Origin of the sequence: Methylophilus rhizosphaerae (assembly GCF_900100975.1) — a bacterium.
Classification (GTDB): domain Bacteria; phylum Pseudomonadota; class Gammaproteobacteria; order Burkholderiales; family Methylophilaceae; genus Methylophilus; species Methylophilus rhizosphaerae.
On sequence record NZ_FNFX01000002.1, the window covers coordinates 112,086 to 131,535 of the forward strand.

Annotated in this window: 16 protein-coding genes; 4 read left to right on the forward strand and 12 right to left on the reverse strand. The window is 50.0% G+C overall.

The features are described from left to right. Positions 1-59: 59 nt before the first annotated feature. Positions 60-1,010, forward strand: coding sequence for a GlxA family transcriptional regulator (locus tag BLP53_RS04325; RefSeq protein WP_091470683.1), 951 nt, complete (start codon positions 60-62; stop codon positions 1,008-1,010). A 39-nt stretch (positions 1,011-1,049) separates the two neighbouring features. Here BLP53_RS04325 and BLP53_RS04330 read toward each other — a convergent pair whose 3' ends face one another. The 6 genes from BLP53_RS04330 to mutL all read right to left on the reverse strand — a co-directional run bounded on the left by BLP53_RS04330 (position 1,050) and on the right by mutL (position 6,125). Further along, positions 1,050-1,547 carry a hypothetical protein gene (locus BLP53_RS04330; protein ID WP_091470686.1) on the reverse strand — a complete coding sequence of 166 codons (498 nt, stop codon included), beginning with the start codon at positions 1,545-1,547 and terminating at the stop codon, positions 1,050-1,052. Positions 1,548-1,645: 98 nt separating this feature from the next. Continuing rightward, positions 1,646-2,281 (reverse strand): hypothetical protein, encoded by a 636-nt coding sequence (locus BLP53_RS04335; RefSeq protein WP_091470689.1) that lies wholly within the window; start codon positions 2,279-2,281, stop codon positions 1,646-1,648. A gap of 79 nt (positions 2,282-2,360) precedes the next feature. Further along, the gene (locus tag BLP53_RS04340) at positions 2,361-2,735 is read right to left on the reverse strand and encodes a hypothetical protein (RefSeq protein ID WP_091470690.1); all 375 of its coding nucleotides are present in this window, start codon (positions 2,733-2,735) and stop codon (positions 2,361-2,363) included. A gap of 75 nt (positions 2,736-2,810) precedes the next feature. After that, a complete protein-coding gene (locus BLP53_RS13620; protein ID WP_176755214.1) occupies positions 2,811-3,089 on the reverse strand; it encodes a hypothetical protein in 279 nt (92 codons plus the stop codon). 181 nt (positions 3,090-3,270) lie between these two features. Continuing rightward, positions 3,271-4,206 (reverse strand): 5'-nucleotidase, encoded by a 936-nt coding sequence (locus BLP53_RS04345; RefSeq protein WP_091470693.1) that lies wholly within the window; start codon positions 4,204-4,206, stop codon positions 3,271-3,273. 38 nt (positions 4,207-4,244) lie between these two features. After that, positions 4,245-6,125, reverse strand: a complete 1,881-nt coding sequence (gene mutL, locus BLP53_RS04350; RefSeq protein ID WP_091470695.1) for a DNA mismatch repair endonuclease MutL — start codon at positions 6,123-6,125, stop codon at positions 4,245-4,247. Positions 6,126-6,256: 131 nt separating this feature from the next. Here mutL and BLP53_RS04355 point away from each other — a divergent pair, with 131 nt between their 5' ends. After that, positions 6,257-7,780: a helicase-related protein gene (locus BLP53_RS04355; protein WP_091470698.1), complete on the forward strand. Its 1,524-nt coding sequence runs from the start codon at positions 6,257-6,259 to the stop codon at positions 7,778-7,780. 881 nt (positions 7,781-8,661) lie between these two features. Here the strand turns inward: BLP53_RS04355 and BLP53_RS04360 are convergent. Together BLP53_RS04360 and tsaE are read right to left on the reverse strand one after the other, a co-directional pair. Further along, positions 8,662-9,996, reverse strand: a complete 1,335-nt coding sequence (locus tag BLP53_RS04360; protein ID WP_176755215.1) for an N-acetylmuramoyl-L-alanine amidase — start codon at positions 9,994-9,996, stop codon at positions 8,662-8,664. Further along, positions 9,987-10,445: a tRNA (adenosine(37)-N6)-threonylcarbamoyltransferase complex ATPase subunit type 1 TsaE gene (gene tsaE, locus BLP53_RS04365; protein WP_091470703.1), complete on the reverse strand. Its 459-nt coding sequence runs from the start codon at positions 10,443-10,445 to the stop codon at positions 9,987-9,989. Before tsaE ends, BLP53_RS04360 begins: the two co-directional genes overlap by 10 nt. Here tsaE and queG point away from each other — a divergent pair. Continuing rightward, positions 10,444-11,541 carry a tRNA epoxyqueuosine(34) reductase QueG gene (gene queG / locus BLP53_RS04370; protein WP_091470706.1) on the forward strand — a complete coding sequence of 366 codons (1,098 nt, stop codon included), beginning with the start codon at positions 10,444-10,446 and terminating at the stop codon, positions 11,539-11,541. The genes tsaE and queG overlap by 2 nt on opposite strands. A gap of 4 nt (positions 11,542-11,545) precedes the next feature. Here queG and BLP53_RS04375 read toward each other — a convergent pair whose 3' ends face one another. From BLP53_RS04375 to glgC, 4 genes are read right to left on the reverse strand one after another with little or no spacing between them, the layout of a single operon-like run. Beyond that, positions 11,546-12,475 (reverse strand): ROK family protein, encoded by a 930-nt coding sequence (locus BLP53_RS04375; RefSeq protein WP_091470709.1) that lies wholly within the window; start codon positions 12,473-12,475, stop codon positions 11,546-11,548. After that, a complete protein-coding gene (gene malQ / locus BLP53_RS04380) occupies positions 12,468-13,922 on the reverse strand; it encodes a 4-alpha-glucanotransferase (protein WP_091470711.1) in 1,455 nt (484 codons plus the stop codon). Before malQ ends, BLP53_RS04375 begins: the two co-directional genes overlap by 8 nt. Before the next feature lie 28 nt (positions 13,923-13,950). Continuing rightward, positions 13,951-15,657 (reverse strand): glycoside hydrolase family 57 protein, encoded by a 1,707-nt coding sequence (locus BLP53_RS04385; protein WP_091470713.1) that lies wholly within the window; start codon positions 15,655-15,657, stop codon positions 13,951-13,953. Positions 15,658-15,687: 30 nt separating this feature from the next. Continuing rightward, positions 15,688-17,010 (reverse strand): glucose-1-phosphate adenylyltransferase, encoded by a 1,323-nt coding sequence (gene glgC / locus BLP53_RS04390; protein WP_091470716.1) that lies wholly within the window; start codon positions 17,008-17,010, stop codon positions 15,688-15,690. A 203-nt stretch (positions 17,011-17,213) separates the two neighbouring features. Here glgC and glgB point away from each other — a divergent pair, with 203 nt between their 5' ends. Then, positions 17,214-19,427, forward strand: coding sequence for a 1,4-alpha-glucan branching protein GlgB (gene glgB, locus BLP53_RS04395; protein ID WP_091470719.1), 2,214 nt, complete (start codon positions 17,214-17,216; stop codon positions 19,425-19,427). Positions 19,428-19,450: the final 23 nt, after the last annotated feature.

Below are 19,450 nucleotides of genomic sequence, written 5' to 3' on the forward strand. Positions count from 1 at the left end.
TGAATGGCATATTTGATACTTATAAAATAATTTATGCCACTCAAGAATAAAGGAAATATATGCATACGATAGGTTTGTTGGTCTTTCCAAACTTTCAAGCACTAGGCCTAGCGGTTTCAGCCGTCTTTGAATATGCCAACCTGATGCATCCTGAAAAAACCTACCATTTCCGCCTGGTGTCAGAACATGGAGGCCCGGTTATGACTTCGCAAACATTTTCGGTCAATACCGAACGGCTCACTGACTCCACTTACGACACACTGATTGTAGGCGGCGATAATGATTGCAAACTGCCCTCTCCTGAGCTGCTGAACTATCTACGTGAATCACCCAAACATATCAGGAGAATCGCAGCCATTTGTACTGGCGCATTTATTCTGGCAGAAGCAGGATTACTGGATGGCAAACGCGCCACCACGCACTGGCTGCATTCAAATGCATTCAGGAAGTTCTACCCAAAAGTACAACTAGATGAAGACAAGATTTTTGTGACTGATGGTCAGATCTGGACTTCGGCGGGCTTAACCGCAGGCATTGATCTGGCATTAGCAATTGTAGAAAAAGACCTTGGTCTGGATGTAGCCAGGCAAATCGCCCGTAAATTAGTCATTCATCAGCGGCGTGGCGGCGGCCAATCCCAGTTTTCAACGCTATTAGAGCTAGACGCAAAATCTGATCGCGTGCAAATGGTGCTTTCCTATGTCAAAGAAAATCTGAAAGCTGATTTATCCGTTGAATCCTTGGCAGAAGTCGCAAACCTGAGCCCGCGCCAGTTTAGCCGTGTGTTTACCGAAGAAACAGGCTTGCCACCGGCTAAAGCTGTCGAACGGCTACGTGTAGAGTCAGCAAGGTTAATGATGGAAACAGGCCACCATCAAATTGAAATCATCGCCCGCGAAACAGGATTTGGTGACCGTGAACGTATGCGGCAGGCGTTTCTAAGGGCTTATGGGCAGTCACCACAATCTATACAGAGAATTTCGGCGGGTAGTGCTCGGCCGTCAATGTAATTAAGTATGGTGGCGAATAGCTGAACCAATCAAAAATGATTAGGATTTATCAGCCTTGAGAAGCCGACGGATAGCAATTACAACCACACCGAATATAGCAGCCAGTATGCAAAAGAGATGTAACTCCCCAAGCGAAAAGAAGCGATATAGCGAATTAGCATTGCTAAAGGGTGAAAGTGGAGCGATATCAGCATGCATCACACTATCGAACACAATGTGAGAATAACTGCCCATCCCGGCTCCCAGCCAGATAGAAAGTGAGCTTAAGTTTTGCCATTGAAATAAATTAGGCAACTTGATTTTTGAAGCCAAATTTAACGCGCCAAAGAAAATAAGTGTAGTCACAACCATGACGATGGTTGCGCCGATGTAAGTATGAAAAAACCGATGTAAAGGATATTGCCCAGTGACCATGTAATATAGCGGCTCAATATCAATCAACACATTGGCTGAACAAAAAGCTAAGAAACTTACCCGCTTAGGTGCAATCGCATGAATGGCTGCACCTGGGCCGAAATGAAAAGGGGTTATGGGCATTTGTCTAACCTAATGCTAAGTTAAAAGGCAATCATACGCAGTATAGGCATCCCTGTTGAAAGACCAGTTAGGCTGATGTGCAAAAAGATGTGCGCCTTTCACAAATTGTGTGTCCAGCCTATTGCTGTTAGTTGATAGTTAACCGTTGGATGCGAAAAACTGACGTAAATTTCTGGGCCTTGAGTTAGCATAATTTCTATAACTCCGGAAGGACCTGAGTACTCAAGCATGGCAGCGTCTTCTGGATAATAGGAAATTCGAATTAGTAAGGGCGCACCATGAAGCTCACTCCATAAACGGAACTGCAATTTTATAAAGCTTGCTGTTGGTGGGAAATAAGAGCTTACATCGATTTTTTGGCGGGGCGTCCATTGGAGTGAATGGTGTTGGCGATCTGAATGGGCAACTCGTTCGCCTGGCTTTGAGTTTGGACGCAACCACAGTTTTGGACCTTGCGTGAATATTTGAACCTTAAGCATAAGAAACCCATACTTAACTCCCTCTTTTGAACGAGAAGGATTGGTTCGGTAGTCATAGACATGATCCTTCCCCAATTCTGCTATGTGGTTAGTGACTAAATTGCGGAGCGTTATTACTTCTCCTGGTCCAATCGACTCAATGAGCCAGTCGTCAAAACTATCTGGCATGACAAGTCCTAGTTCGTTCAGGTTGCATGCCGGCGGCTCAATTTGAAATCGCATGCCAATGTTTTTTTGGAATTGCGCCCAATTCACTCAGAGCATCCTTTAGTGTGTTTACAGACTAACGTTTGAATTAAGAGGCGCGCTTTAGCGCGTCCGCTTCAATGATAGGTTAGAGCGAAGCAAGATATGCAGAATAACATTTAGCAACATTCTTAGCTCCAAAACAACGAAATCTAAACTCTCCACCATCATGCTCAATAACAACAATGCCAGTCAGCCATCCAAATTCTCGACGTACCGAGCGGATTTTATTTATCGGGACCTGTGCTTTTATGGAGCCTGAATGTAGCATTCTATTCAGCGCATTGGCACTAAAAAATACACCTTTATCAGTAAGCTCTACAACCCCACCAACCCAAATGCCGCCATGATTTTTTCTGTACCTTTCAACTATATCTAGAGCAACAACGCCAACTTTTTCTGAAGGTCTATATTGCGCACTAAATTTATTGGCAAGTTTTCGAATTCTGAATTCTTGTGTCATACAGGCTCTAACGTTTGATATGAGGGGCGCGTTTTAGCGCGTCCCACTTGATGGATGCGTTAGCCATGGTTTACATTAATTTGATTGATTTTGATATGTCAGAAGGCAATAGTACGGCGGATTTTTTTCATTTTTTAGAAATTCACAGCCTCGTTTGATCTCATCGGTAATTAAGTTACAGGCATTTAATGAATTACATGGCGGATGAGTGGCTGGACTAACGTTGATACACCAATTAACTAATATTTGAGATTGTTTTTTGCCTAGTTCGGCAGCACAACTCTTTTCCTCAGCACTTGCATTGTAAGTAAGCATAAAAGAGAAAAGAGCAATCAATATACTAAGAAATTTCATAAATATCCTAGTTAATGACTAACGTAAGATATACACCGAAATAGATGTATAACTTGTAAATAGTAAAAACTGATTTCGCATCATCGTTGTATTATAAGTATTTGATCTAAAAATAACTCTACTCTCTCTTAAACACATTACCCCGCAGCGGTTATATCGCAATCGCTGTAAGCACTTAGTATTACTTAATTTGCTTATTCGCAACGCCAAATGGAATATGTACCATTGGAATATCTCCAGCAGAAGATTTCAAATGGCTACGCTGATCATCAAAAAACATATGCGGCTTTAACACCGAGAGAATTCTGGCTTTTTCCATCCCTCCCAGGAAAAATGACTCATCGGCGGAAACGCCCCACTCTTTTAGCGTCGTGACGACTCGTTCATGTGATGGCGCATTGCGGGCTGTAACAATGGCGATGCGGAGTATTTTTTTATAATCGGGATTTTCTTGCAGCAGTTTATCTTCCAGCTGTTGCATATAAGATAGTTTTTTAAACAGGTCAGCCAAAGGCCCGGCTTGGTGCGGGATAGCTTGCTTCTCGACCTCATGCGCTTCAAGCTCGCCTAGGTCATTATTCTTTTTGAATACAGTTTCAGCTTCGTCATCGGCAATCACACCATCAAAGTCAAACGCTATTCTCAACTCAGTGTCAGCTTCATCATCATAGACTTTTGATGGCAGAACCACGCCTGCTGGATAATCTAAATCAATCGCACTTTGTACATCTTCTTCATTAGCGCTCAAGAATAGTGATGTATTGAACGCTGGAATATATTCATGCGGAGACCTGCCGGTCATAAAACTGGCGCGGGTGATGTCCAGCCCGTAATGCCTGATTGATCTGAAAACTCTAAGCCCGGTTTCTGGTGAGTTTCTGGATAGCAGCACAACTTCTACTGGCAACTCTTCAGGAAATGCCTCGTTAATTGCCAGAAATCTGCGGATAAAGGGAAATGCCACGCCTTTGGGAAATGGAACATCAAGATTTTCTTCTTGATGTCTCCGGTATTCCTCTACGCCTTGCGTCTTATAAACCTCATGTGATTCTGTTAAATCAAATAAGGCGCTGGAAGCAACACTAATCACTAATTTTTTATCGATTGGATAAGCCATAATCTATTATTTTTATTTAGTTTTTATACAGGCTAAATTTATTGCCCCCGCATAAACATCTTATCCAGATCATTCAAACTCACCTGAAACCAGGTTGGTCTGCCGTGGTTGCACTGCCCGCTTCTTTCGGTGATTTCCATATCCCGCAGTAAGGCATTCATTTCAGTAATGGTGAGTTGCCGATTGGCTCTTACTGCCGCATGGCAAGCCATGGTGCCTAATATTTCATTTTGCCGTTCAAGCAATACGCGGCTGGCGCCGTATTCATTTAAATCGCGCAGTACCGCGCGCGCCAAGGCGACGGCATCTGCATCTTGCAGCATGGTCGGGATGGCACGAATGGCAATGGTGGTTGGGGATAACGTGGCCAGGTCGAAACCGAGTTGTTGCAGGGTATCGCTGCCGTTCAGGCTTTGCAGCGTGGCAACCTCAATTTTTTCGGCATGAAAGCTGATCGGGATCAGCAGAGGTTGTGTAGCAATAGCTCGTTCGCTTAAAGCATTTTTCAGGCGCTCATACATGATGCGCTCATGCGCAGCGTGCATATCGACCACGACCATGCCTTGTGCATTCTGGGCGAGGATGTAAATACCGTGCAACTGCCCTAATGCAAAACCCAGTGGATATTCTTGTGGCAATGGTGCCTGCTCAGGCGCCAGCACCGCTTCAGAAATCGAGGACGGATTTAAATAATTTTCGGCAATATAATCCCCTGCAATATTTGCGGCTGTGTCGGCAGGCTGTAAGCCTCCATACAGCTGTCCATAAAACTGCTGTGCCAGCGCCGTACCATTGCTGATCTGGTTGGTCTGGTAGCCGTTGTCGAATACCGAGCGATTTTGCAAAGGCATTTCGACCTGCTCACGAGGCATGGTAAAGCTGGGCGTAAACGGGTTGAATGGTGCCTGTACGGGCTGGCTGGCCTGAATTTCGGCAGAAGTCTTGCCCAGGGCTTTATGCAGGCTATGGAAAATAAAACGATGCACCGCTTGAGATTCGCGGAAACGCACTTCGGTTTTGGCCGGATGTACATTGACGTCAACCAGTGATGGATCAAGTTCCAGAAACAATACAAATGCCGGATGTTTATCGCCATGTAAGACATCCTGGTAGGCTTGTTTGATGGCATGCGCAATCAGTTTGTCGCGCACAAAACGGCCATTCACAAACACGTATTGCGTATCGCGGCTATGGCGCTGATAGGTGGGTGATGCGGTCATGCCCCACAAACGCAAACCGGCACTTTCTTCATCCAGCCAGACGCTTTGTGAGGCAAACTCATTGCCCAGTACATCGGTGATGCGTTGCTGTGGCGTATTTGCCGCCAGTCGCATCACCGCTTTGCCGTTATGCTGCAATAAAAAGCCAATGTTAGATCGTGACAGTGCAATGCGCGTAAAGGCATCTTCACAATGACCGAACTCGGTATTCTCAGTTTTGAGGAATTTGCGCCGCGCCGGGGTATTGAAGTACAAATCATGCACTTCGACGATGGTCCCGGCATCCAGCGCCGCCGGACTGACCGGTTGACCATGTGCGCCCTCCGCAGAAATTTGCCAGGCATGGCTGGCGGCTTGCTGGCGACTGGTAATTACGGTACGGGAAATGGAGGCGATACTCGCCAATGCCTCGCCACGAAAACCCAGACTACCGACCTGTTCCAGGTCTTCCAGGCTTTGGATCTTGCTGGTGGCATGACGGGTCAGCGCCAGTGCCAGTTCGTCTTTGGCAATACCATGGCCGTTATCGGTGACTTTCAATAACTTGGTGCCGCCTTGCTGTAGCGCTACCTGAATCTGTGTACTGCCGGCATCGACACTGTTTTCCAGTAATTCCTTAAGTGCAGACGCCGGGCGTTCCACCACTTCACCGGCGGCAATTTGGGAGATCAGTTGATCGGATAAAAGTTTAATTTGCATCCCATCATTCTAAAGGAAACTCGGAAATAAATGGCTATGCGGACAAATTTCTGCATTCTGTCCGCCCTGCACTTTACCCCGCTCGTTCGGTTATTTCGAGCTTCCTTATCTGTTTTGCTAGAATGCCTGATATGCCTCTTTCCGCTTTCGACAGCTACTTGTGCCGCTTCACCCTTGCCCGCCAGCTTAACCGTCAGCATCATTTTTATGTCGGCCCGACCAATTCCGGTAAAACTTACCAGGCACTGGAAACACTACGCAAAGCCGCATCTGGTGTTTATCTTGCGCCATTACGCTTGCTGGCAATGGAAGTACGTGACCGGTTAATGCAGGCGGGCGTGCCGTGTAACCTGGTCACAGGCGAAGAGCGCGTGATGGTAGCTGGTGCAAAACATACCGCCTCTACGATTGAAATGCTGAGGCCTGACCTGGCGGTAGACGTTGCCGTGATTGATGAAATCCAGATGCTGATGGACCCGGACCGTGGCAGCGCGTGGACAGCCGCGCTGGTTGGCGTACCCGCCAAACAGGTATTTATCTGTGGTGCCAATAGCGTGACCGAAAGTTGTACCCGCGTACTGGACGCACTGAATGAACCTTATACCCTCACTTATTTGCAGCGCATGACGCCGCTGGTGATTGAAGATGCCAGTATTTGTGGCGAACGTTACCATGCAGCCAAATTACAGAAACAATTACAGGCAGGTGATGCGATTATTGCGTTTAGCCGCAAGGATGTGCTCACGCTGACAGCGCGTATCCGACAATGGGGATTTCAGATAGCGACTATCTACGGCGCTTTATCACCTGAGGTACGCCGAGGTGAATCCTCGCGCTTTGCCAGTGGCGAAGCACAAATACTAGTCGCCACGGATGCAATTGGCATGGGATTGAACTTGCCCATCCGTCGGGTGATTTTTGCCAATATCCATAAATTTGACGGCGTGGCACCGCGGCCCCTGAATGCCACCGAAATGCGGCAAATTGCCGGACGCGCCGGACGGCATGGTTTATATGAAACAGGCTTTGTCACCGTGCTGGAAGATGACGAACAGTGGCATTTGAATGAAATGCTGAATTGCGATGACACAGTAGCGCCCTTTGCCTTGCCTATCGCGGGGAATGGTGATGATATTGAAGCACTTAGTCAGCGCATTCCGACTTGGCGACTGGCAGAGTGTATGGAATATTTACACACACAGTATCAACGGCAATTAGGGACACAAGCATTACAGTGGCAAATCACGCCTTTGCAACATCAGCAGGCACTGCTGATTGATGAAACAGCGCCACAAATGGCCATGCGTGACAAATACCGGTTGATGTGCGCGCCGCTGGCGATACAAGTGCCGATTGCACGGGATTACTTTGTGCAGTGCATACAAGCCATTTATCACCACCAACTACGCCCTTTGCCAATGCTGCCGGAATGGCTGAAAGGCCAACAGGCACAATACCTGGAACAGGCTGAGTTGATTTGCCAGCATTTGAGTTTATATAGCTGGCTGGGATATCAGTATCCGCAGATTTTTCCAGATGGAGAATTGGTAAATGAGGCAAGGAAAATGCTCAATGTTTATATCAGCCGGGCGCTGAAAGTACAGGCGGGATATGGGAAGACACAAAGAGAGACGGAGTTAGCGCAACGGCGATAAGAAGGTAATTCTAAACTCACAAGAAAGTAAGCAAATGGTTAGATTGCTTTTTGCCTCTCGGCGACCTTCTTTCTTATGCTTGTCCATAAGAAAGAAGGCAAAGAACAAGACACCCTAGCTTCCACTTGTTCCCTCCGTTGCTCATCACCGTGGGCGGCCAACGAAACTCGCCCTAGCGGCTTGCACAAAACGCAAGCCACCGCGGAACTCAAACAGACGCTGGCCGAAGGCTCCCACGCTGCCTGTGCTACTCGGCGTGTCAGATAGGGACCCATGAAAAACACACGCATTTACCTAGGTGTATCTCTTTTCATTGCATCACGCTCAAACATCGTGGAAACAATAACGGAAATATGTTTTCTTGAAGTGGTTTAGAAGTTTAGAACTCACTTAGCGCCCGCCACCGATTATGTACAACCAATATCTCATCGTGGTGGGTTTAAACGACCCCTATCTGACGCGCCGAGTAGCGCAGGCAAAATAAGGGAAAAGGGAGCGACTGTCCGAATCCCGCAGTAGCTCACGTCTTGTGTGAGCTACCAGGTTGAGTTTCGTGACCGCTTATTTTGACGAGCAACGCAGGGAACAAGCGGAAGCTAGGGTGCCCTTTGCTTTGGTTACTTTACTTTGGGCAAGCAAAGGAAAGTCACTCGCCTAAAGGCGAAATAAAATGGTGAATATCCAAGAAATACCTATTTAGGACTTACAGCAAGTGCGGCACTCCCTCTTCGATTGTACCCAAGCTAAGCATCAACCTCGCCTGGATTCCGGTCTACGCCGGAATGACGGCATGGAGAGTTGACTCCTGCATAAGCCTGCCGTTCCGCAGGCACCGAGTATGCCCTGCGAAACCCCTGCTACACCCTACGACGGAATGATGTTTATTTCTTCGAGAACGAAGGATTCGTCGCCACATACGACTTTACCCCTGACAAAATCGCATTTACCAGCTTATCCTGGTAACCGTCATCATTCAGTTTCGCCTCTTCCTCCGGGTTGCTGATAAACGCCGTCTCTACCAGAATAGAAGGGATATCCGGCGATTTCAGTACCGCAAACGCCGCCTGTTCCACATATTTGGAATGCAGGGTATTGATTTTGGCGATGCGTCCCAACACAGCCTTACCCATGCGGATACTGTCATGAATGGTGGCTGTTTGTGATAAATCCAGCAAGGTGCGCGCCAGGTCCATATCCTTGGTATCAATGGCAACGCCGCCAATCAAGTCTACCGCGTTTTCCTTTTTCGCCAGGTAGCGTGCACCGGCACTGGTTGCGCCACGCTCGGACAAGGCAAATACCGAAGAGCCTCGTGCCGTACTATTCACAAATGAGTCGGCGTGAATGGAAATAAACAGGTCAGCCTTGGCCGCACGCGCTTTTTTAACGCGATCTCCCAGTGGCACAAAATAGTCGCCATCACGGATCAGGATGGCTTGCATATTGTCTTCAGCATCAATCTGCTGCTTGAGTTTGCGTGCAATAGCCAGGGTGATATTTTTCTCATGGCTGCCTTTGGAGCCCCTGGCACCAGGATCCTCGCCGCCATGGCCGGCATCCACCGCAATGGTAATCAGTTTTTGGCCTGGTTTGGCTTGTTTTGCTGGCTGCTCGATTGGTTTATCTATGGATTTTTCTGCGGGTTTATCAGCAGGCTTCTCCGCGCTGGCATTAACTGCCGGAGGCTCAGCCTTCGGCTCGCTGGCCTCAGCAGGCTTTTCCTCCGGCTGGTTAGCCTGTGCGTTCTGCAACTGTTTCGAATATGTCAGTGCCGGTGAACCCATGGGTGGCTCCGTGCTGGTGGCGGGGGCAATACTGATCGCCAGGCGTTGTTGCGAACTGCCTGCATTCATATCCGTCACCAGCGGTTTGATATCGGATTTAATATCAAACACCAGGCGGGTAGTTGTTTCTGTAAAGGGCGCGATACGCAGTTTGGCAAGGTAGGGATGCTGGGCATCCAGTTGCGGCGGCAGCGCTTTAAGTGTGGGACTGATGGCGACATCATCCATGTCGATCACTACGCGGAAAGGGTTATCCAGCGTGAAAACCCGGTATTTGATCGGTTGATCAAGCAATAGCTCAAGGTGTGCCTGGCTCCCCTGCTGCTGCAAATTTGCCAGGATAACTTCAGTAGCGTGCGTCATGGCACTGGAAATGAATAACAGCATTGCCAGTATCCAGGACTGGTGACGATTAATGCGGCTTACTGGCATAGACCTTCCAATGACAGCGCTTGCCGGCTGGTGATATGCAATATACGTCCATGCGGCAAAATATCAAATTGAATCTCAATATCGGCATCGGGTAACAAATGACCGGCTTTTTCCGGCCATTCGACCAGGCAGATACTGGTGGCATTGAAGTAATCCCGGAAGCCGGCGGCTTCCCACTCTTCCGGATCCTGAAAGCGGTACAGGTCAAAATGGTAACATGATCCCACCGCTAAATTATAAGGTTCGACAATGGTATAGGTCGGGCTCTTGACTTTGCCGGTATGGCCCAAGGCATGCAGGATACCGCGCACCAGCGTAGTCTTGCCGGCACCCAGGTCGCCATGCAGGTAAATCACCTGTCCTGGCTGCAATTGCCTGGCTAACACCCCTGCGGCATGGATGGTGGCTGCTTCGTCTTTTAAAATCTGTGTAGAATACGTTTCTGTCATGTCACACTGTTCACATCCCATCCCTATTCATTTGCCTGACCATCAGGCCGCCGGCAATATGGCAGCGACAATCAAGGGCTGGGCGCGCGAATTGGGGTTTGGCAACCTCGGCATTACTGATACCGATTTATCTGCCGCAGAACCAGGCTTATTAAGCTGGCTGGACAAACACTACCATGGCGACATGGATTATATGGCAAAACACGGCACTAAGCGAAGCCGCCCGGCAGAATTGGTACCGGGGACATTGCGTGTGATATCAGTCAGCCTGGACTATATGCCAGAACATGCCGAAAATAGCTGGCAAGTGCTGGAAAACCCGGACAAAGCCTATATTGCCCGTTATGCCATGGGGCGCGATTACCACAAGGTGATGCGGCAGAAACTGCAACAGTTATGCTCCCGCATTACCGAACATTTCGGTAATTTTGAATACCGGGTGTTTGCCGATAGCGCACCGGTGCTGGAAGTCGCACTCGCGACCAAGGCCGGCGTAGGCTGGCGTGGCAAGCATACTTTGCTGCTGAACCGCCAGCAGGGCTCGTGGTTTTTCCTCGGGGAAATCTACACCAACCTGCCCTTGCCAATAGACCCGCCTACCAGTTCGCATTGTGGCAGTTGCAGCGCATGCATTGATATTTGCCCCACCCAAGCGATTGTCGCGCCTTATGAGCTGGATGCGCGCCGCTGTATTTCGTATTTAACCATTGAACATAAAGGCAGTATTCCGCCGGAGTTGCGGCCGCTAATTGGCAACCGGGTATATGGTTGTGATGATTGCCAACTGATTTGTCCCTGGAACAAGTTTTCGGTTTCCACTGAGGAAAGCGATTTCTCTGTGCGCAATGGCCTGGATAGCGCAGACCTGGTGACATGTTTTACCTGGACAGAAGCAGAGTTCCAGCAACGCATGGCCGGCAGCGCCATTTATCGCATCGGTTATCTGCAATGGCTGCGCAATGTCGCAGTAGGCTTGGGGAATGCGCCTACCTCCCCCGCCGTCGTCAGTGCATTGCGATCACGGCAACAGGATGAAAACGAATTGCTCAGAGAGCATGTGCAATGGGCATTAGCCCGGCATGGCATCGCCAGCTAATCCGCTATCCTGCCAGTAAGGCAGCACCCAGGATACCAGCCTGGTCGCTGGCGCACGACAAGTGTACTTGAGTTTTGCCACGCAATACCGGAATCAGGTCATGCTCCAGCCGCTGCGTAAATGCCGCCTGCAGTAATGGCCAGGCCGCAACCACACCACCACCGATGACCACATGCTCCACATCGACAATTTTCAACAGGGTGGCCAGCGCTTGCGCCAGTTTTTCACCTGCAAAAACGTATATCGCACGGGCTATCGCATCGCCTTGCTCGGCTAGCACGGCAATCTCTCGTGCAGTCAATCTCTGGCCGGCCTGCTCTGCGTATGCATTGCTAATGCTGGTGGCAGAGGCATATTGTTCCACGCAGCCGCGATTGCCACAACCACATAAACGGCCTCCCGGTTCCACAATGATATGCCCGGCCTCAAACGCATAGCCGTGTTGCCCGACCCATACCTGACCGTTGGTCACTAGTCCAGCACCAACACCTGTGCCCAAGCCTAAATACAGCATGCCGCCTGCGGGTTGCCCCAATCGGCAATATTCGCCATAGGCAGCTGCGTTAGCGTCATTTTCCACGCGCACATTAAAACCCAGCAGTTGTGTTAAATCCGCCCCCAGGTTCACATTCAGTAAACCAGGTAAATTGGGAGATTGCGCCAGCACGCCGGTTTGCGGGTCAATAAATCCAGGAAAGCCAATACCAATTGCCTGAATACCGGGGTATTTCTGCAGTAACGGTTTAATCGCCTGGGCAGTTTCCTGTAGTATTTTCTGCCAGGCCTGCTCTGGCGGGTATTGCTTGCAAATCGCAGAGTAATTGGCCTGGAAACGGGTTTCTTCCAGCAAGGTCAGGTCAGAAAATACCCCCAGCCTTAAATTCGTTCCACCGACATCCAGTCCCAAACGTAACTCGGCCCCCCCATCAGACATATACCCGGCCACTTTCTTTAATCATTTGTTTAAACACTTGTTGTTTCTCATCCGTTAATTGTGACCACTCCATACGCCACGCCCAGTTGCCCTGGGTTGTGCCCGGCGTATTCATGCGGGCTCGACTATCCAGCCCCAGAATATCCTGCATGGGCACCACCGCCAGGCAGGCAGCACTTTGCAATGCAAGTTGTATCAATGCTTGCGGCATCTCTGGCGATACCTGCTGCAGATAATGCTGCACATGGGCCCGTATATGTTCAGGCGCCGCCAGATACCAGCCCAATGTCGTATCGTTATCGTGCGTGCCGGTATAGGCGACGCTATTTTCCTCGATATTCTCCGGCAAGTATGGATTATCTTCGCCACCACCGAAAGCAAATTGCAGAATTTTCATGCCGGGCAAACCATAGATATGGCGCAGGGCATCCACTTCTGCCGTAATAATCCCCAGGTCTTCCGCTACCAGGCTGACTTGCGGGAAAGTACGGGTAATTGCCTGCAATAAGGCATCACCAGGCGCCTCCTGCCAGCAGCCATGGATCGCTGTCGGTTCGCTGGCAGGAATCTCCCACGCGGCTTGCAGCCCACGGAAATGGTCGATACGGACAATATCAAATAACGTTGACAAGGTATCCACACGGCCCAGCCACCAGGAAAAACCATAGGCCTGCATCCGTGCCCAGTTGTAATGCGGGTTACCCCAGCGCTGCCCAGTTTCCGAGAAGTAATCTGGCGGCACCCCGGCAACCACTGTCATATCCAGTGACTCATCCAGTTTGAACCATTCGGGGTGTGCCCATACATCGGCGCTGTCATAAGCAACAAAAATGGGGATATCCCCAAACAATTTGACCCCGTGCTGATTGGCATAGCGCTTTAGCTGCGCCCATTGCTGGAAAAACAGGTACTGGGTAAATTTAATCAGGGTCAATGTTTCCTGATGTATGGCAGCATAAGTCTGCAACACCTGGTCGTCATGCAGACGATATGTCTCTGGCCACTGATGCCAGCCTTGATGCTGGTGCTGTTCGCGCAGGCTCAGGAACAAGGAAAAATCTTCCAGCCAGTATCGCTGGGCCTGGCAAAACCTGGCAAACCCTGACCAGCTTAAGCCGTGATTATCTACCGTTGAAACACCATTGGACTGTACACGCGGCATCACTCTGGCAATCACGGCAGGCAGAGGCAAATCCACCTCATTAGGCAGGCACCAGCCCTCTTTGAGTAGTTGTTGTGTGCTAATCATGCCGGGATGGCCAGCATGGGCAGATACGCTTTGGTAAGGCGACTGGTCATCATGTGGCATATTCACAGGCAAGGTTTGCCAGATGGCGACGCCCATTTCCACCAGCGTATCAATAAAGCGATAGGCATCCGGCCCCACCTTGCCTTCAGGTAAGGAAGTGATGTGCATAAGTACACCGGCTTGTCTGGCTTGCGTCATTGTTATTATTTCAAGTGGAGAGAATGAATCAGGATTGCCCCCGGCGCATGGTACCGGCATTTTCGGCCTGGCCACCCCCTGTGCTGACAGGCCTGGACAGGCTTTCCGGCGGCACCAAGCCAAGCAGCTGGTAAAGATTGCTCAGGTTACGGCGATAGAGCTGGTCAAAACTTTGTACGGTGAAAGTGTCGTTGTAATCCCCGAACCACCAGAACCAGTCCGAACCTTCGCAGATGGATAATTGCTGCTGGCACTTATCTTTCGCCGCAGCCGGCAATTGATGGATATATTGGTCATATTGCTGTTTGGCTGCACACAACAAATCCCAGGCGCGATTTTTGGCTGTTTCGCCTATCCAGGTGCTGAATGTGCCGTATACCCAACTCCCTGCGCAGATATCGTTCAGCAGAGCCGGCTGCGGCAAGGTTTGTGCCTGTTGCATGCCCAGAATATCACTGAAGGTAGTCATCTCGATTGAAGGATGCTGCGCCAGTGCCTGATAGAGCTCCTGCAAAAAGTAATAGCCGTTATAAGGGTAATATTCCCAGGCGTTTTCCCCATCAAGAATCACACTGACCACTGGCGTTTCATCGCCACTGCTGGCTAGGATGGCTTCCAGTGATTGAATAAAATCATGTACGGCCTCACTGGCATATTGCCTGGCATACTCGAAGCCGATTTTGTCCGACAGCTGGTCATCGCGAAAAAAACAAACGATATCCTGCTGGCCATTGGTTACGCGGTATGGCTGGTAAAGATATTGTTGTGGATGCTCGTGTGCCAGCCCGAGTTTGCTGAGGCTATTGGCCAGTACGGCCTGCCCCGTAGCGGCCCAGGCGACATTCTGTTCGGCCAGCAACGACAATGCGGCATGTGAAACAGCCCCTTCTGCCGGCCACATGCCGGTGGCAGCCTGCCCGAACACTTTTTCATGAAACGTTTTGGCTGCTTCTACGTGTGCAATGGCCCGCGTATGGCCATCCGGATAAGTGGCTGACTGGGGTAGAGGCGCATCTGGCATTGCGTCATGCGCGCTTTGCAGGTCAATCAGCAGGGGCAGGATCGGATGGTAATAAGGCGTGGTCGACAACTCAATCTGGCCTTTTTCCAGCAATGCTTTATAACGTGGCAAAATTCCCTGTAAGGTTTCGCTGATAACATCCAACAACGCCTGCCTGTCTTCCAGCGTGAAAAACAGGCCTTTCTGCATCAGGTCCTGAATCACCTTGTTTTTGCGGCGTAAGCTTTCACCCGTCCAGGCCAGGTGATACCAGACAAGTAAGTCTGCCTTGTACTGTGCGGACAAATAATGAAACTGCCCGCTTTGCATCAGCGGTTCGATCAACTCATAAAGATGCAGCAAGCGCTGGTAATGCGGAAAAGGACTCAGCATTTTTTCGTGGTGCGCCTTAAAGCAGCTATCGACAATCAGCTGGCATTCCGCATCAGTAATACGCTCCAGATCCGGCTTGGACAGCAACCGCAACAATGGATCCCGCCAGTCGCCGTGACGGGCTTGCCCGGCATAATCCTGCAATTGCTCGACCAGGATAGGCACGAAGTTGAAACTCACCCTGGCCGCAGGATTCAACTCAAGATGGTAGGCCATATCGCTATAGTCCTTGAGCGCATGCAAATAAGTCCATGGCAGGATATATTCACCACTGGTCAGGTCACGGTAATCCGGTTGATGCATGTGCCAATATAAATTCAGCAGTAATTTCTGACCGGACATCTCTTACACCTCTTTCCGTTACCTGTAGGTTTATTTCACACGATACAAATCCTGCCCAAGCATATCGGGCGTTACTAATACAATGCCTTTTTCCGACACATGAAAGCGTTTACTGTCACGCGCCAGGTCAATCCCGATATGCATACCTGCCGGAATATCACAACCGCGGTCAATCACGGCATTCTTCACCACCACGCCTTCGTTGATCTTCACTTTAGGCAACACCACGGCACCATCCAGGTCACAGTAATCAGCGACGTGAACACCAGAAAACAAGACCGAATTAGATACGCAGGAGCCACTGATCAGGCAACCACCGGAAACCAGCGAATCTGTCGCCTTGCCGGTACGTCCTTCATCCTTAAAGACAAACTTGGCGGGCGGGAGTTGCTCCTGGTATGTCCAGATGGGCCATTCACTGTCATATAAGTTCAGTTCGGGAATCACTTTGGTCAGTTCCATATTGGCTTCCCAATAGGCATCTATGGTGCCAACATCGCGCCAGTAGTAATTGCCACTTTGCGCTCCGACACAACTCTCTGTGAACCGGTGTGCCTGCACGTGATACCTGTTAATGATGTAAGGAATAATATCCTGGCCAAAATCGTGATGTGAGTGAGGTGCATAGGCATCACGAATCAATTGCTCATACAGGAATTTGGCGTTGAAAATATAGATGCCCATACTCGCAAATGCTTTGGTCGGATCATCCGGAATGGATTTCGGCTGGGCTGGCTTCTCATCAAATGCCACCACGCGGTCAGTGGCATCCACTTCCAGCACTCCGAATCCTTTGGCATCTTCAAGCGGCACATCAATGCAGGCAATCGTCATATCGGCATTGCTGCGTGCATGGGTGGCCAGCATCTGGCCATAGTCCATTTTGTAGATATGGTCGCCGGCCAGTACCAGAATATAATCGCCGCCATTTTCACGTAGCAGGTCAATATTCTGGTACACTGCATCTGCAGTGCCCTTGTACCACTCCTCGCCCAACCGCTGCTGCGCCGGGATAATATTCACATATTCGTTAAATTCGCCGCGCAAGAAGCCCCAGCCCCGCTGGATATGCTGGATCAGGCTCTGCGCCTTGTATTGTGTCGCCACATTAATGCGGCGGATACCGGAATTAATGCAATTGGAGAGCGGAAAATCAATGATGCGGAATTTTCCCCCAAATTGCACCGCGGGCTTGGCACGCCAGTCGGTCAAGTTCTTCAACCGGCTACCGCGTCCTCCCGCCAGGATGATGGCCACAGTGTGTTTGGTCAGAGTACTGATAAACCGGTCTGAGTGGCGCTCCTGCCCCCGATGATCTTTTCGGCGTTCTTCAAATTCCATGGATTGAGACATGATGCTTTCCCTGCACTTCCAATACTGAAATTAAATCTGCAAGCAGCCTGGCCAACGCATGTAACTGTCCTTGTTAACCACAGCCCTGACGCTTACAGTCTGCATCATAACGCAGGCAAAGACAACGGAATTTCTGCTGGAAACGGCATCAACGCTTACTTTTTTTGATAGGATTTGGTTTAAGTCAAACGGACCTTGCCAGCATGACAGCCAAACTACCCATTACGCATCACATCGATACACTGCATTTGCAACGCATACTGGATGCGACCCACCATGATCCTTTCCAGTTCCTGGGGACGCATCAGCCGGATGCCGGTTGCTGGAAAATCCGTATATTCCAGCCACACGCAGAAAAAGTATGGATCAATCTTGAGGGTGCCTGGCAACCGATGGAACTGGCACACCGGCAAGGCTTGTTTGTATATACCTCTTCTGCTCCCCTGCCGCGGCCGGCATCCTTACGCATACAACCACAAGGGCAGGCAAGCCTTTACGAGACAGTGGATCCTTACGGATTCGACAGTACGCTATCAGATGAAGCGCTATATCTGTTCGCGGAAGGCAAGTTGCTCGAAGCTTACAATACCCTTGGTGCCATCCCGATGACAATTCTGGGCGTGGCAGGCGTAAGGTTTGCGGTTTGGGCGCCCAATGCCGAACGTGTCAGCGTCGTAGGCAACTTTAACCAATGGGATGGTCGCATCCATGCCATGCGTGCCTTGGGTGATAGTGGCGTATGGGAGTTATTCATCCCACACCTGACCACGCATGATTTATACAAGTTTGAAATTCGAAATCGTGAGCATGGCCAGGTCATGCTCAAGGCAGATCCCTACGGCAAGGCATTCGAAGCAAGACCGGGAACCGCCAATCGTATCTGTGAGAGCCATTACCACTGGCAGGATGCGCAATGGCTGCAGCAAAGACAACAATACGACTGGTTACACGCCCCGTTCAACTGCTATGAGGTGCATCTCGGCAGCTGGCAGCGCGATGAACAGGGTCATTTTCTCAGCTACCGCAGCCTGGCTGACACGCTGATTCCACATCTGACTGACATGGGATATACCCATATCGAACTGCTGCCGATTGCCGAGCACCCCCTGAATGAATCATGGGGCTACCAGGTGACCGGCTACTTTGCGCCAACACAGCGCTATGGCAGCCCGGATGACTTGAAATATTTTATTGACCGCTGCCATGCCGCTAATATCGGCGTGATCCTGGACTGGGTGCCTGGGCATTTCCCCAAAGATGACTGGGCACTGGCCCGCTTTGATGGCACAGCCCTGTATGAACACGCCGACCCCCGGCTCGGTGAGCACATGGACTGGGGCACCTATATTTTCAACTATGGCCGCAATGAAGTCCGCAGCTTCCTGTTGAGCAATGCCTATTACTGGCTGCAAGAATTCCATATTGACGGCTTGCGGGTGGATGCGGTTGCTTCCATGTTATACCTGGATTACTCGCGTAATGAAGGTGAATGGCTGCCCAATCAATATGGCGGGCGTGAAAATCTTGACGTGGTCGAATTCCTCAAGCAGCTCAATATCATGATAGGCGAGCGTTTTGCGGGCGCGCTGGTCATTGCCGAAGAATCTACCGCCTGGCCGGCAGTTTCACGCCCGGTATATGCTGGCGGGCTTGGGTTCAGCATGAAATGGAACATGGGCTGGATGAACGATATCCTGACCTACATGCAGCTTGATCCGCTCTACCGCCAGTACCACCATAACCGCCTGACTTTCGGTCAGATGTACGCCTATTCGGAAAATTTCGTCCTGCCCTTCTCGCATGATGAAGTCGTGCATGGCAAAAAATCACTGCTGGAGAAAATGCCTGGCGACTCCTGGCAGAAATTTGCCAACCTGCGCCTGCTGCTGACCATGCAAATGACCATGCCAGGCAAAAAACTCAATTTCATGGGCAACGAATTTGCACAGGAGCGCGAATGGAACGTCAATCAAAGCCTGGACTGGCACCTGTTGGAAGAAAGTAATCCGGAACATAAAATGCACAGGGGGGTCCAGGCACTGGTGCGCCAGTTGAATACACTTTATCGCCAGTCTCCTGCCCTGCATGCCAGCGACTTTGATGTTCACGGGTTCCAATGGATAGACTGCCAGGACGCCGCGCAATCCACGCTCAGTTACATCAGGCGCGGCAACGGCCATAGTTTTGTTATAATAGTGCTGAATTTCACACCGGTACCGCGCCAGCAATACCGTTTGGGCGTACCACAATCGGGTTACTACAGAGAAATATTTAACAGTGATGCCGCTTGTTATGGTGGTAGCGACTTCGGCAACGGGTCAGGCTGTCAAACCGATGCCATGCCATGGATGGAACATCCTGTCTCTATTAGCATAAACTTGCCGCCACTGGCCGGTGTCATACTTCAGTTACAATAACTGATTAGACTGAACGCATTACC